Genomic DNA, 12,265 nt, shown 5'->3' with positions numbered 1-12,265 from the left:
CGGCCATCGCCCGTACCGTGTACTCCATCCCGCGGACCGCACCCCGGCCCTGCCTTCCCCTCGACCTGTGAGGCATCATGCGCTGCGTCATCGCCCGTTTCCCGTTCGACCTCTTCAAGAACGAAGTCCAGGACGCGATGAAGGGCATCAAGCCCGAACCCATCACGGGAGAGTCCGTGATCATCGGCCGACGGCACTACCCCGTCAAGCAGGTCGGTGAAGTCATCACCCGGCAGGACCGCCGCGACTTCACCGCCGCCGAAGTGACCCGGGCCCTGGTCCGCCTGGGCTTCACCTGCCGCGCCGTCCCAGTTGAGGAGCCGGCGGTCGCGCTGACTCCGGTCGAGAACGCCTCAGCGCTTCTCGGCACTCCCGCACAGTAGAATCGCTGCCCATGTCGAAGCCTGATGATCTGCTCGTCGATGTCGCCGCGATGGTGGAGTCGGAGCAAACCAATCAGATGTCCCTGACCGTGGTCGTACACGGCGCTGTCATCACCGGCCGCCTGGCCCCCGAAACCGTGTGGAGGCAACGGGTCGCCGAGGTCCTCAAGGACTCGGACCGGCTGGGACCGTTCTCCAGCATCTTCATGAAGACCGACGTCGCCGCCCACCGTCGCGAGGAGGGGCAGCCGCCGACGCATCTGCACTTCCACGTCGCCCGGATCCTCCAGGGCACGCTCGGTATCCCGGAAACCGGTGGCATGTACCGCATCGCCATCAAGGACGTCAGCGCCTGGACGGTCGGGGACTTCAGCTACTCGGACAACTGACAGCACCCCTGTGCCCGGCGGTGTCCGGGCACAGGGGCGGACCGAGCGCACGGCGCACGGATCGCAGGGTTCCGCAGGGCCGGTACGGATTCGTCCGAGGGCTGCACGGCGGTGACGCAGGCAAGTCCGCTGGCCAGGGCGACGGACCCCACACGCGCCGACGAGCGTAGATGCATGCATGACGGGCACGCGGCAGACACCGCACCCTTCGAAAGGATTCCGTCATGGTTATCGCAGGCGTCATCGCCCTCTGTGTCGTGCTCGCCGTACTCGCCTTCCTCCTGCCGCGCCTCTCGCGGCACCCCGAGCGCGGTACGCAGCGTTCGCTCGGTATGGGGGCACGCGCGGGCAGCAAGGCTCCCGGCCTGCTCGGGCGGCTCTTCAGCAAGCCGTTCCACAGCAGCTCGCGGGCTGTCGGCAAGAGCGGCTCCGCCGGCCGTCGCGCGCGTCGCAAGATGCCGTTCTGACAGCGACACGACCCGGGAGACGACACAAGTGAAGTTTCTGCTGCTCGCCGGCGTGATCGTGCTGGTCGTACTCGCTTATCGCCACCGGTCCCGGCGACCCCGGAACCGTCCTGGTGGCAGTGACCGCGGACGGGACGGCTGACCGGCCCGGGCCTGTCCCGACGGCCGGCGTCCGACCGGGTCAGGCGCGCGACGCGCGCCTGCTCCCCGGCACGACGGAACCGCGGCAGGCCCACCGGTCAGGCGTCGGCCTTCGGATGGGACCCGGCAGCGGGGCGGCGCAGTTCCTCGTTGATACGCATGGCTTCTTCGAGCTGGTCCTCGAGGATGATGATGCGGCAGGCGGCCTCGACCGGCGTCCCCTGGTCCACGAGCTCGCGCGCCCGCGCGGCAATACGCAGCTGGTAGCGGGAGTACCGCCGGTGGCCGCCCTCGGAACGCAGCGGCGTGATGAGACGGGCCTCACCGATGGCCCGGAGGAAGGCGGGAGTCGTCCCGATCATTTCGGCGGCTCGGCCCATGGTGTACGCGGGATAGTCATCGTCGTCGAGACGGTCGTGCGGGCCGGGCATGTTCTCTGCGGTCACTGACACCTCATCCATTGGAACGCGTCGAGGGGCCCGGGTACCGAGTGGCACCCAGGCCCCGAGGGGTTTTCAACACCATCTGCCGGTCTGTTACAGCACCGGCTCTCTGTTTCCGCGTACCAGTCCTTCAGGACGGGCGTGCGGGGATCGCATATGCGTGACCGGGGACCACCTTCCAATCCGGGGCCTGCGGTACCCGGGCGCTTCGAAGTCCGCCCGGGGGATCCTGATGGCGTCTGCCTCCTTGCCTCTTTCTGATCCTTCTTCGGTACTGGGGTGATGCATGGCCCCTCGGGCCACCTGGTCCGGCAGTCAGCCATGGGACCCACTCCTGCGTCCGGCCCCATCACTCCACTGCCGTGCCACTCCTGCATGAGTCCTGCCGCGCGGCAGTTCGTGTCTGCCGCGCCTCACTCACTTTGTGGTCTCAGGGGAGACTGTAGTCCTCGACCAAGAGCATGTCTACCGTCGCCACGACAGTTTTCCTCATGGCCGGGAGCTCGAAGTTCTGGCGTCATCCGGTGAGGCACGTCGGGCCTGCCGACCCGTCCGCCGCCGGTCGTCACTGCCTGTCGGCGGGGACGGCGTGCGGCGCGTACGGAGGAACCGGCCGGGCGCGTCCCTGGGGCTGTCGTGTGGACCGGGCCAGGCTCGAGGAGCCTGGCCCGGTCCACACGACAGCCCCTAGATGATCACGATCAGGAGTGCCGTGATGATCGTGGCGACAGCGACCGCGGTCATCAGCGCCCAGGTGCCGGGAACGTCCTGCCTGCTCGTGTGCATCCTCGTATCCATGACGACCGGGTACCCGCGATGCCCTCGCTCATCCCGGCGCCGGGCCCGCTCGGCGTGCACAGTGGAGACATGAACGCAGACGACACGAGCATGCTGGGCCGCTCCCGCGTGGCCACCCGGCTGCCCGCCCAGGATCTGGACCGAGCGCGGCTGTTCTACGCGCAGAAGCTCGGCCTGGAGCCGGTCGACGAGCGTCCGGGCGGGCTGCTGTACCGGTGCGGGGGCGTCGATTTCGCCCTGTTCCTCTCCGCCGGCGGGTCGCCGGGGACCTTCACGCAGATGGGCTGGGAGGTCGAGGACATCGAGTCCGTCGTCGCCGAACTGCAGCGGCGCGGCGTGGTGTTCGAAGCGGTCGATCTGCCCGGGCTGCGCACGCGGGGCGCCATCGCCGACATCGACGGGAACTACCCGAGCAAGGGGGCGCGCGGCGAACGGGGCGCGTGGTTCCGCGACAGCGAGGGGAACATGCTGGGCATCGGGCAGTTGGTCACCTGACGCCGCGCGCACGGCAGCGGGCCGGGTCGCCGCGGGACGGCGGTCCGGTCCCGCGGCTGACCGGCTCCCTCAGGTTCGCGCGCGCAGGGAGGCCGTGTGCTCCCGCACCTGCTCGGGCGTCAGATAGGCATCCGTGTGCTCGAAGTCCCGCAGGGTGGACGGGCCGCGCATCAGGAAGCCGGTACGGACGAAGTCGTCGCCGGCGACGGCGTTGAGCATCCAGTTCGTCAGCACACGCGTCTTGGCGACATGCGTCCTCAAGGCCGACCAGTGATAGCCGCGCGCCACGAGCTGCGCGGGCAGTCCGCGCAGCTCGATGCCGAGCGGCTTGGAGACGGCGTCCTTGCCTCCGAGGTCCACGACGAGGCCCAGGTCCTTGTGCGCGTACGGCTCCAGCGGCCGGCCCTGGAGCTGGGCGATGACGTTGTCGGCGACCTTGCGGCCCTGCCGCAGGGCGTGTTGGGCGGTGGGCGGGCAGATCGCGTCGTCGCCCTTGGCGAGGTCCGGCACCGCGGCGGCGTCGCCGAGCGCGAAGACACCGTCGGCCCCGGGGACGGTCATGTCGGGGCGCACCACCAGCCGTCCGCGGGCGGTCTCCGCGTTCAGCGTGCCGACGAGCGGGCTGGCGGCGACGCCGGCCGTCCAGATGAGCGTGCGGCAGGGCAGTACGCGTCCGTCGGTGAGCGTCACCTTCTCCGGACCGACGTCGGCGACCGACACCCCGAGGGACACCTCGATACCGCGCTTGCGCAGGATCTCCAACGCCGCGAGGCCCAGCTTGTCGCCGAGTTCGGGCATCAGCTTGGGGGCGATGTCGATCAGATGCCACTTGATCTGTTCGGGGTTCAGGCGCGGATACCGCTTCACGGCGTTCTGGGTGAGCCGCTGCAGGCACGCGGCCGTCTCGGTCCCGGCGTAACCGCCGCCCACGACGACGAACTGGAGGCGGGAGGCGCGCTCCGCCTCGTCGTGGCTGGCGTCGGCGAGGTCGAGCTGGGCGATCACATGGTCGCGGATGTAGGTGGCTTCGGCGAGCGTCTTCATCCCTCGTCCGTGCTCCACGAGTCCGGGGATGTCGAACGTCCGGGTGATGCTGCCGGGAGCCAGCACGAGGTGGTCGTACGGCTGATTCACGATCTCGTCCGTGATCTTGCGGATCACACAGATCTTTGCCTTGGTGTCCACACCGATCGCGCCGCCGGGAATGATCTGCGTGCGGTGCTTGGCGCTGCGGCGCAGGGAGACGGCGACCGACTGGGGCGTCAGCACACCCGCGGCCACCTGGGGCAGCAGCGGAAGGTAGAGCTGGTAGGAGAACGGCGTGACCAGGGAGATCTCGACGTCCGTACGGGAGAGCTTGCGCTCCAGCCGGCGTACGCAATCGATGCCGGCGAAGCCGGCCCCCACCACAAGAATCCGCGATCGTGCCACGATGCCCGTCCTTTCTCCGCCCGGCAGGTCTTCTCGTCGGCTGCCCAGCCTCGGCGGTCTTGCACACCCCATCCTTCCGGCGCCTGGGACACCCGCAAGTCTTCGGCCGCCACCACGTCGGTCGACGCGGCGCCCGGGCCGACGGAATGAGGGGTCGACGGCATACAAGGCGGACGGGATACAGACGGACGGGATACAGACGGACGGGATGCGGGGCTGCGAACCGGACGGATGCAGCCCCGCGGCGAGAGGTGCCGTTCAGCCCCGGACGATGTTCTGCGCCTGCGGACCCTTCTGGCCCTGACCGATGTCGAAGGTGACGTGCTCGCCCTCGGTCAGTTCGCGGTAGCCGTTGCCCTGGATCTCGGAGTAGTGCGCGAAGACGTCCGGTCCACCACCCTCCTGGGAGATGAAGCCGAAGCCCTTCTCGGAGTTGAACCACTTCACTGTGCCACTGGCCATGCTGGTGTGTGTCCTTCTGTGTCCATGCCCGAGGCGGACCGGGTCCCGGACCGCCTCAGCTCCTTCGGGGGAGCCGAGAACAGCCATACCCCTGGGCGGTTGCAGTCATGTCATCCTTCTGCGGCCGGCGCCCCGAGCCCACGGACGGACCCGCGTCGCGCGGATCCGGGCGTCCGGCTGTCCGGGTGGATACTTGAGGGGTGAACATCCCCGTGCCCCGGGTCTCCGGCCTGCGCGAGCGCCTGGGCAGCAGCCTGTTCACCCGCGTCGCAGGCCCCGCGGGTCCCGACAACCGTGCGCGTATCCACGGCACGCCGGGACCCCGCTGGTTCGGTCCTGAGCGGCCCATCCGGACCGTCCACGGGGACGCGTCGATGTTCATCGGCGGGCTCAGGGCGCTGCTGCTCCAGTCCCTGCATCCGCTGGCCATGGCCGCGGTGGCGGCCCACTCCGGCTACCGCGGCGATCCCTGGGGCCGGCTCCAGCGCACCAGCACCTTCCTGGCGGTGACGACCTACGGCACGGCCGACGACGCCCAGAGCGCCGTCGACCGCGTTCGGGCGGTGCACAGCCGCGTGACGGGGACGACGGCCGCCGGTGAGCCGTACCGCGCCGCCGATCCGCATCTGCTCGCCTGGGTGCATGTCGCCGAGGTCGACAGTTTCCTGCGTGCCCATCAGCGGTACGGGCGACGGCCCCTGGACGGAGCGGGGTGCGACGCCTACGTGGCCGACACCGCACGCGTGGCCCGGGCACTCGGCATCTCCGACCCACCGCTCGACCGTGCCGGTCTCGCCGAACAACTGGCCGCGTACCGGCCGGAACTCCGTGCGACCCAAGAGGCCCGCGAGGCCGCCCGGTTCGTCCTGCGGCACCCGCCCCTGCCGTGGGTCGCCCGCGGTCCGTACGCCGTCCTGGCCGCCAACGCGGTCTCCACCCTTCCCCCGTGGGCGCGCGAGCTGCTGGGACTCCCCCATCTGCCCAACGTCGAGACAGCCTTCGTCCGGCCCGCCGGACACGCTCTCACCTCGACCATCCGATGGGCGATGAAGCCACCCGCGCGACCGGCCGTCCGGCCGCCTCGGGAATCGGCTGCCACTCCCAACTCACCTGCCTCACCTGCTCGTTGACGCTCTGGCCGCACCGACCGTACGTCCCTACACTGCCAGTCCCAATGCGGCACGATTGCGACTACGGGGGTAGGGCGTGAGCTACGAGAGACTGCCGCTCGAATACCGGATGAGCTCCGGACGTCTGCGCTTGTTGATCACCATGATCCTGCTCGCGACACCGGCGGCGCTGCTGCCCGTGCTGACCATCGAGGAGATACCGACGGGCATCAGGACCGTCGTCTCGCTGGCCGTCGTGGCGCTGTTCGGCTGGCTGGTGTACGGCTCCCGGCGCTGTGCCACGACGGCCGACATCAAGGCCATCGGGGTCCGGGGATTCTTTCGGCGCCGAAGGGTGGCCTGGGAGGACGTCCAGGACATCCGCGCCGAGCTCAATCCTGCCGCGGCCATGCAGAGCGCCGCTCCGACCTACATCACCTTCGTCTATGGACGGGACGGCAGAAAACTCCAGCTTCCCTACGTCGACGACCAGCACGTGTCCATGGAGCGGGAGATGGCACTGCTGCTCGACATCTGGACGGAACTGCGCGGGGACGACTGGGCACCCGACGCACGGGCCGCCGTTCTCATCGACCGCAGAAACGCCCGGCAGGCCGCGCTCCTGTCCGGTATGTCGTGGGCCATGCTCGGATTTCTGCCGCTCATCGCCATCATGCTGGTGCCCCTCTTCACGGACCTGCCGGAAGGGCTGGAATCAGTGCTGAGCCCATGGGCGGTCATGGGTGTCGGCCTGCCGTTGATCTTCGTCCTGACGGCGCTCGCGTCGTATCGCCGCAGCCTGCGGAACCTCTGAGTCCGCAGGCGCGGTCGGACTGTCGGTGCTCGGTACTCGGTGCGGGCCGGGCTCACCTGGCCGGGCCCGCATGTCGGCCGTGCCCGGCCCCGGGGTTGTCAGGAGCGGTACACGCGCAGCCGCCGCACCTCGTACGACAGGGACGTCCGGCCCGGTTCCGGCGCGGGGTGGTAGGTGCCGTCGGCGACGGAGAGGTTCACGATGAGATACGCGCGCCAGTCACGGTCGAGGCCGGCGTCGTCGGTGAAGGCCCGGACGCCGTTGACCCACCAGACGACGGACCGGGCGCCGAGCTCGACGCGGAGGTTCACCCATGCGCCGGGACGGATGGCGGGATCCCGGTGGTAATGGCCCGCGCCGCTCATGTGGTTGGAGAGTTCCAGCAGGTCGGGGTTGTCGGGGTGGTACTCGAAGGCGTCGATCTCGTTGCCGCCCTCCCACCAGGTCCAGATCGCGGGCCACGCACCCACCTCACGGGGCAGGCGTACCCGGGCTTCGAGCACATCCCCCGTACGCACCATGAAGTCGTCGCGGCTGCCCTCGGTGGTGAGCAGTCCCGCGTACCACGTCCCGTCGGGGCCCGGCGTCGCGCGGAACACGCCGCGGCGCGAGTAGGCGGGGTCCGACACCAGGTGGTCGAGTTTGTGATCACCGGGGTTGGTGGGGCCGCCGTTCGGATAGGCCCAGGAGCGGCCCGCGACCCACTGGTCCGTCGACGAGAAGTCGGCGGTGAACACCAGCCGGCCACGCGGTCGTCGCGGGCCGGGGATTGCCCCGGTGAGCCGCTGCCTGATCCGGCCGAACACCGACAACGCCTGGTCAGTCATGCTGCCTCATTTCCGACAGCAACAGCGCATGCCGGGTGCTCACGCCGAGGATGCTGTCCGCCACCTCGTTCAACGAGCGAGGGGGCGTCCTGACGCGGCCGGTCCGCCGACTCCGGTCACGGTCGTCGGCAGATCGCGACCTCATGCCGTGACTGGGGTTCGGCGCGGAGTGCACCGGCGAAGCATCAGGTACCGGCGGTCCAGCGCTGGTCGCTGTTCCCGTCCGCCGGGTCGAAGCCGAGTGAACTGCCCTCCGAATCGCCCGACGGTTCGAGCGCGAAGTCCAGGGCGATGTACGGCCGTACGGCTCCGGAGGCGTCGACAGTGAAACGGAGGTTCATGCCGTTCCTGCCGTCGGCGGACGAACAGGACCAGATGCCCACGCCGCGGTCGGTGTCGCCGCGCGAGTCCAGGCAGAAGTCGGGGTCGGCGTTGCTGCGCAGCAGGCCACCCGGTTCCAGACTCCACTGCTGGGTCTCGGCGCCGTTGCAGCGGACCGTGATGACATCGGTCCGGTTCTCCATCACACCGTCCTCGATGTCCAGGCAGAGCCCCGAACCGGCGTTGACGACGCGGGTGTAGCCGCCGCCCGGCACAATCGGCGCGGGTGGGGGCGGAACAGCCTTGGAGGGCGTGGGCGCCGGGGACTCAGGAGCGGACGCCGTGGGGGTCGGCAGGGGCTCGGGCGTCTTCGACGCCTCCCGGGTGGGGCTGGGTGACGGTGACGGAGACGGTGCGGGCGAGGGCGCTGACGCGGGGGGCCAGGCGGGCTGCGGCGGCGGTGTCGGACGGTCGCTCGCCACGGGTCCCGCGGTGTCCCCGGACGTGGTCGCCAGCACGGTGCCGGCGATCACCGCGGCCGCCACCGCCACGGCGGCCAGAACGACGGGCCGGGTCCGCAGCCGCGCGCCCCGCCTGGGCTCCGAGGCGGCAGGCGCCGACCGGTGGCTCGCGGCCGGCGGCCGCTCCGGCTGGGCGGGCACGGCGTCGAGCAGGGCACGCGCGGGGCGGCGGGCCGCGTACACCGCCCCACCCCACTGGAGCAGTCCTTCGGCGAACACACCACGGGGGTTGGCGGTCATACGGGCGAGGGTCGCCATCAGCCGGGTGCAGCCGGTGCATTCGGCCAGGTGGTTCGTCAGGTCGTCGCTGCGCCGCCGGTCCCCCGGCCGCACCGAGGCCTCGATGATGCGCTGGAAGCCGGCGCACCTCTTGTCGTCGGCCCGCACGAGGTAGGCCTTGATGTAGGCCTGGCGCATGGCGTCCTGCGCCTTGGTCCGCTGCTCGGACACGATGGCGGGCCGGACGCCGAGGTAGGTCGCCGCGGTGTCGTCCGGTTCGCGGTCGACCACGGAGTACCAGAGGATGCCCCGCGTCAGCTCGGGCAGCCCGTAGAAGCCGGCGAGCATCGCGGAGGACTTCTCGAACGGGGGGCGCCGGGACTCCGGCAGACTCCACTCGGCGCGATCGGCCGACTCGTCGGCCCATGCGGCGAAGTCCGGTTCGAGCCGGTCGCGGCGGTTGCCCTCGGCCCAGGTCAGGCCCACTCGCTGAACGAGCATCAGCAGGTGGTGGCGCCAGTTCCCACGCGGTTCGATGCCGCGGATCGCCTCCTGGGCCGCGAGATCGAAGGCCTGGACGGCCAGTTGATTGCCGGCGACCTGGTCTCGCCCGCAGAGCCGGGCATAGGAGAGCACGGCCGGAAGGTGGCGGCGCTTGAGTTCCTGGGTGGCAGGAAAGGCGGGCGGGGCGCCGGCGCGTATGCGTTCGGTCAGTTCCGCGTCCGACAGGGCGGCGTAGTCCGGCATGTGGTCGGCGGGGTCGGGCCCGACCTGGTGGAGCTCTGGCACCCTGTTGACTCCTCGTTCAGTACGCACCACCGACTGGTCCGCCGTCACGGAGAAAACGCATCGGTGTTACCTGCGGGAAACAAGAGCCCATAGTGATGCAGGCGGATCAGCAGGGAAAGATGTTTCCCTGGGTAAGTCCTACGAACAGAGCGCCGGGCGGCAACGGCGCGCCCACGGCCGGGCGGCCGGCGGGTGCCCATAGCCCTGTATGCCCCTGCCGGGGTGCGCGGTCATGGAGTGCGACGCGGGGCGAGGACGCAGAACTCGTTGCCCTCCGGGTCCGCCATGACGACCCACGGCACGTCTCCCTGGCCCACGTCGGCATGGCGCGCCCCGAGTGCCAGCAGTCGCGCGACCTCGGCGTCCTGGTCGACCGGCCGGAAGTCGAGATGCAGCCGGTTCTTCCCCGCCTTCGGTTCCCGCACGGGCTCGAAGATCAGTCCGGGCAGACGGTCCGGCGCCGGGCGGATCTCGAACTCGTCGTGCGTGTCGTTGAGCACGACCCATCCCAGCGCGCCGGCCCACCAGTTCCCCAGCGCTACCGGGTCGACGGCTTCCACCACCAGCTGTTCCCACTCCAAGGACATGCCGCGGAGCGTAGTGGCCGCGCGGAGCGCCGTGCCGCGGGCGCGCACGGCAGGAGCCGGAAACCTCAGGACATGGATTTCCGTCCACGGGAAACACGATGGCCAACTGGTCGCAGCCACAAGGCAATCGGCCTTCCGAACCGAGGAGGCACCATGCCGCTCACCTTCCGCAAGAGTTTCAGGATCCTGCCGGGCGTGACGCTGAACATCAACCGCAAGTCCTGGTCGATCACCACGGGCGGCAAGAACGGCCCGCGCCACACCCGCAGCAGCACCGGTCGTCGTACGACGTCCATGAACCTGCCGGGTCCCTTCGGGTGGCGCAAGACGACCGGAGGCTCCGGCCGGCACTGACCGGCAGCACCGGGCCCACGGCCCGCGATCGGGCAGGGTTCCGCACCGGATCCGGTGCGGAACCCTGCCCCGATCGCTGCGCCCTGCCGTCGCCGCGATCGCTGTGCCCTACCGCGTGCCGCCGTGGCGGGTCTGCGGGCGTCCGCCGTTCCAGAAGTCCCGCAGGGCGGCGACGAGTTCACCGGGCGCCTCCTCGGCGATGTGATGGCCGGACGTGATGGGGGCACCCTCCAGCCCGGCACCCGCCCACGCGTGCCACACGGAGAGCACATCGCCGTACAGATCGACCATGTCGTCGCCCGTGGCCCAGAGCACCTGGAGCGGGCAGCGGATGCGCCGGCCCGCGCGCCGGTCCTCCTCGTCGTGGCGCCGGTCCACGCCCAGGCCCGCGCGGTAGTCCTCGCACATGGCGTGCACCGTGGCCGGGTCGTGGATCGCACGCCGGTAGTCCTCGTAGGCCTCCGCCCCCATCGTCTGCGGATCGGCCCGGTACCAGGCGTCGGGATCGGCGTTGATGATCCGTTCGGCGGGCTTGTCGGTCTGCCCGAGGAAGAACCAGTGCCACCAGCTCGCCGCGAAGCGGGCGTCGCAGCGGTTCAGCGCCTCCCCGATCGGGACGGCGTCCAGCACCGTCAGCGAGCGGACCGCCTCGGGGTGGTCCAGCGCGAGGCGAGTGGCGACGTAGGCCCCACGGTCGTGACCGACGACGGCGAACTGATCGTGACCGAGCGAGCGCATGAGTTGCAGACAGTCACCCGCCATGGCCCGCTTCGCGTACGGCAGATGCTCCGCGTCCGTGACCGGCTTCGAGGACCCGCCGTAGCCCCGCAGGTCCGGGCAGACGACCGTATGGCCCGCCGCTGTCAGCAGCGGGGCGACCCGGTGCCACGTGGCGTGCGTCCGCGGATGGCCGTGCAGCAGCAGGACGGCCGGGCCGGCACCGCCGTGGCGCACGCGCAGCCGGGCGCCCTCTCCCTCGCGGTCCGCCAGTGTGAACCCTTCGAACACGGTCTACGCCCCTCCGTCGCCGCCGGTGTCCCCGACCGTGTGTCCGGGGCGACGGCGGCCATGCCGAACGGGCGGGCCGGTGCCGGGTATGACGGGGCTCAGCGCCGTCGGACCACGCCCCGCACGAAAGCGGCCTGGCCCGCGTGCTGAAGGTCGTCGGCGATGACGCTGACCAGGCGGACCCCCAGCGTGACCGGCGGGTTCCAGGCCTCGTCCACCACGCGGTCGAACGCCTCGTCGTCGAGCCCTTTGACGTAGGCCAGCGTCTGCTCGACGACGGCGTCGTGGTACCCCAGCAGCAGGTCGGGAGAGTCCACGCGGACGGCCGCCACCTGCTTGCTGCTGTGGCCGTACCCCGTCGCGCCCGGGCCGAAGGGCAGCTCGAACCGGTCCGCCCATCCCGTGTGCCACACCTGTTCGAGGTCTGCGGCGTCGGCGACATGGTCGTCCTGAACGCGTGTCAGGTGCCACACCAGCCAGGCGATGGAATTCGCATCCTGGTCGATCCGTGCGTTGAGCTGCTCGGCGGACAGACCGTCCACCGCTCCGTGCACCGTCTCCTGGATCCGTCCGAAGGCGTCCACCAGCGCGTCGACACTGTTCATGTCCTGCTCCCCGGCCGCGTCCACCCCGGCGGGGCCCGCCGAGGACAGCACCAATCTACTTTTCGGGCCGGGTCGGCGCGAAAGGCCCGGTGCGGGGCCTCT

Annotated in this window: 15 protein-coding genes; 7 read left to right on the top strand and 8 right to left on the bottom strand. The window is 70.5% G+C overall.

Annotated elements, in window-relative coordinates; genetic code table 11:
• Positions 1–77 precede the first annotated feature (77 nt).
• The 3 genes from RPQ07_RS34660 to RPQ07_RS34650 all read left to right on the top strand — a co-directional run bounded on the left by RPQ07_RS34660 (position 78) and on the right by RPQ07_RS34650 (position 1,239).
• The gene (locus RPQ07_RS34660; RefSeq protein ID WP_313948214.1) at positions 78–383 is read left to right on the top strand and encodes an SCO5918 family protein; all 306 of its coding nucleotides are present in this window, start codon (positions 78–80) and stop codon (positions 381–383) included.
• An 11-nt stretch (positions 384–394) separates the two neighbouring features.
• Complete coding sequence (locus RPQ07_RS34655; protein ID WP_313948213.1) at positions 395–772, top strand: hypothetical protein; 378 nt, start codon at positions 395–397, stop codon at positions 770–772.
• A 224-nt stretch (positions 773–996) separates the two neighbouring features.
• A complete protein-coding gene (locus tag RPQ07_RS34650; protein WP_313948212.1) occupies positions 997–1,239 on the top strand; it encodes a DUF6411 family protein in 243 nt (80 codons plus the stop codon).
• A 239-nt stretch (positions 1,240–1,478) separates the two neighbouring features.
• Here RPQ07_RS34650 and RPQ07_RS34645 read toward each other — a convergent pair whose 3' ends face one another.
• Positions 1,479–1,841, bottom strand: a complete 363-nt coding sequence (locus RPQ07_RS34645; protein WP_313948211.1) for a MerR family transcriptional regulator — start codon at positions 1,839–1,841, stop codon at positions 1,479–1,481.
• 849 nt (positions 1,842–2,690) lie between these two features.
• Here RPQ07_RS34645 and RPQ07_RS34640 point away from each other — a divergent pair.
• A complete protein-coding gene (locus tag RPQ07_RS34640) occupies positions 2,691–3,116 on the top strand; it encodes a VOC family protein (protein WP_313948210.1) in 426 nt (141 codons plus the stop codon).
• Positions 3,117–3,185: 69 nt separating this feature from the next.
• Here the strand turns inward: RPQ07_RS34640 and RPQ07_RS34635 are convergent, their stop codons facing one another.
• A complete protein-coding gene (locus tag RPQ07_RS34635) occupies positions 3,186–4,547 on the bottom strand; it encodes an NAD(P)/FAD-dependent oxidoreductase (protein ID WP_313948209.1) in 1,362 nt (453 codons plus the stop codon).
• Between the two features lie 258 nt (positions 4,548–4,805).
• The gene (locus tag RPQ07_RS34630) at positions 4,806–5,009 is read right to left on the bottom strand and encodes a cold-shock protein (protein ID WP_313948208.1); all 204 of its coding nucleotides are present in this window, start codon (positions 5,007–5,009) and stop codon (positions 4,806–4,808) included.
• 200 nt (positions 5,010–5,209) lie between these two features.
• Here RPQ07_RS34630 and RPQ07_RS34625 point away from each other — a divergent pair, with 200 nt between their 5' ends.
• Positions 5,210–6,139, top strand: coding sequence for an oxygenase MpaB family protein (locus tag RPQ07_RS34625; protein ID WP_313948207.1), 930 nt, complete (start codon positions 5,210–5,212; stop codon positions 6,137–6,139).
• Positions 6,140–6,215: 76 nt separating this feature from the next.
• Entirely contained in the window at positions 6,216–6,932 is a 717-nt protein-coding gene (locus RPQ07_RS34620) for a PH domain-containing protein (RefSeq protein WP_313948206.1), read from the top strand.
• 98 nt (positions 6,933–7,030) lie between these two features.
• Here RPQ07_RS34620 and RPQ07_RS34615 read toward each other — a convergent pair whose 3' ends face one another.
• The 3 genes from RPQ07_RS34615 to RPQ07_RS34605 form a co-directional block, all read right to left on the bottom strand.
• A complete protein-coding gene (locus tag RPQ07_RS34615; protein ID WP_313948205.1) occupies positions 7,031–7,759 on the bottom strand; it encodes a beta-glucanase in 729 nt (242 codons plus the stop codon).
• 185 nt (positions 7,760–7,944) lie between these two features.
• Entirely contained in the window at positions 7,945–9,609 is a 1,665-nt protein-coding gene (locus tag RPQ07_RS34610) for an RICIN domain-containing protein (protein WP_313948204.1), read from the bottom strand.
• A gap of 230 nt (positions 9,610–9,839) precedes the next feature.
• Entirely contained in the window at positions 9,840–10,196 is a 357-nt protein-coding gene (locus tag RPQ07_RS34605) for a VOC family protein (RefSeq protein ID WP_313948203.1), read from the bottom strand.
• A 153-nt stretch (positions 10,197–10,349) separates the two neighbouring features.
• On the opposite strand from RPQ07_RS34605, the gene RPQ07_RS34600 reads away from it, so the two are divergent.
• Entirely contained in the window at positions 10,350–10,550 is a 201-nt protein-coding gene (locus tag RPQ07_RS34600) for a DUF4236 domain-containing protein (RefSeq protein WP_313948202.1), read from the top strand.
• 108 nt (positions 10,551–10,658) lie between these two features.
• On the opposite strand, the gene RPQ07_RS34595 is transcribed toward RPQ07_RS34600, so the two are convergent.
• Both RPQ07_RS34595 and RPQ07_RS34590 read right to left on the bottom strand, forming a co-directional pair.
• Positions 10,659–11,558 carry an alpha/beta hydrolase gene (locus RPQ07_RS34595; protein ID WP_313948201.1) on the bottom strand — a complete coding sequence of 300 codons (900 nt, stop codon included), beginning with the start codon at positions 11,556–11,558 and terminating at the stop codon, positions 10,659–10,661.
• Between the two features lie 98 nt (positions 11,559–11,656).
• Positions 11,657–12,163 carry a mycothiol transferase gene (locus RPQ07_RS34590; protein ID WP_313948200.1) on the bottom strand — a complete coding sequence of 169 codons (507 nt, stop codon included), beginning with the start codon at positions 12,161–12,163 and terminating at the stop codon, positions 11,657–11,659.
• Positions 12,164–12,265: the final 102 nt, after the last annotated feature.

The sequence above is a fragment of the Streptomyces sp. AM8-1-1 genome, assembly GCF_032229325.1.
GTDB lineage: Bacteria > Actinomycetota > Actinomycetes > Streptomycetales > Streptomycetaceae > Streptomyces > Streptomyces achmelvichensis.
Note: the sequence above shows the minus strand (reverse complement) of the source record. Positions and strands in the feature narration are given on the sequence as shown.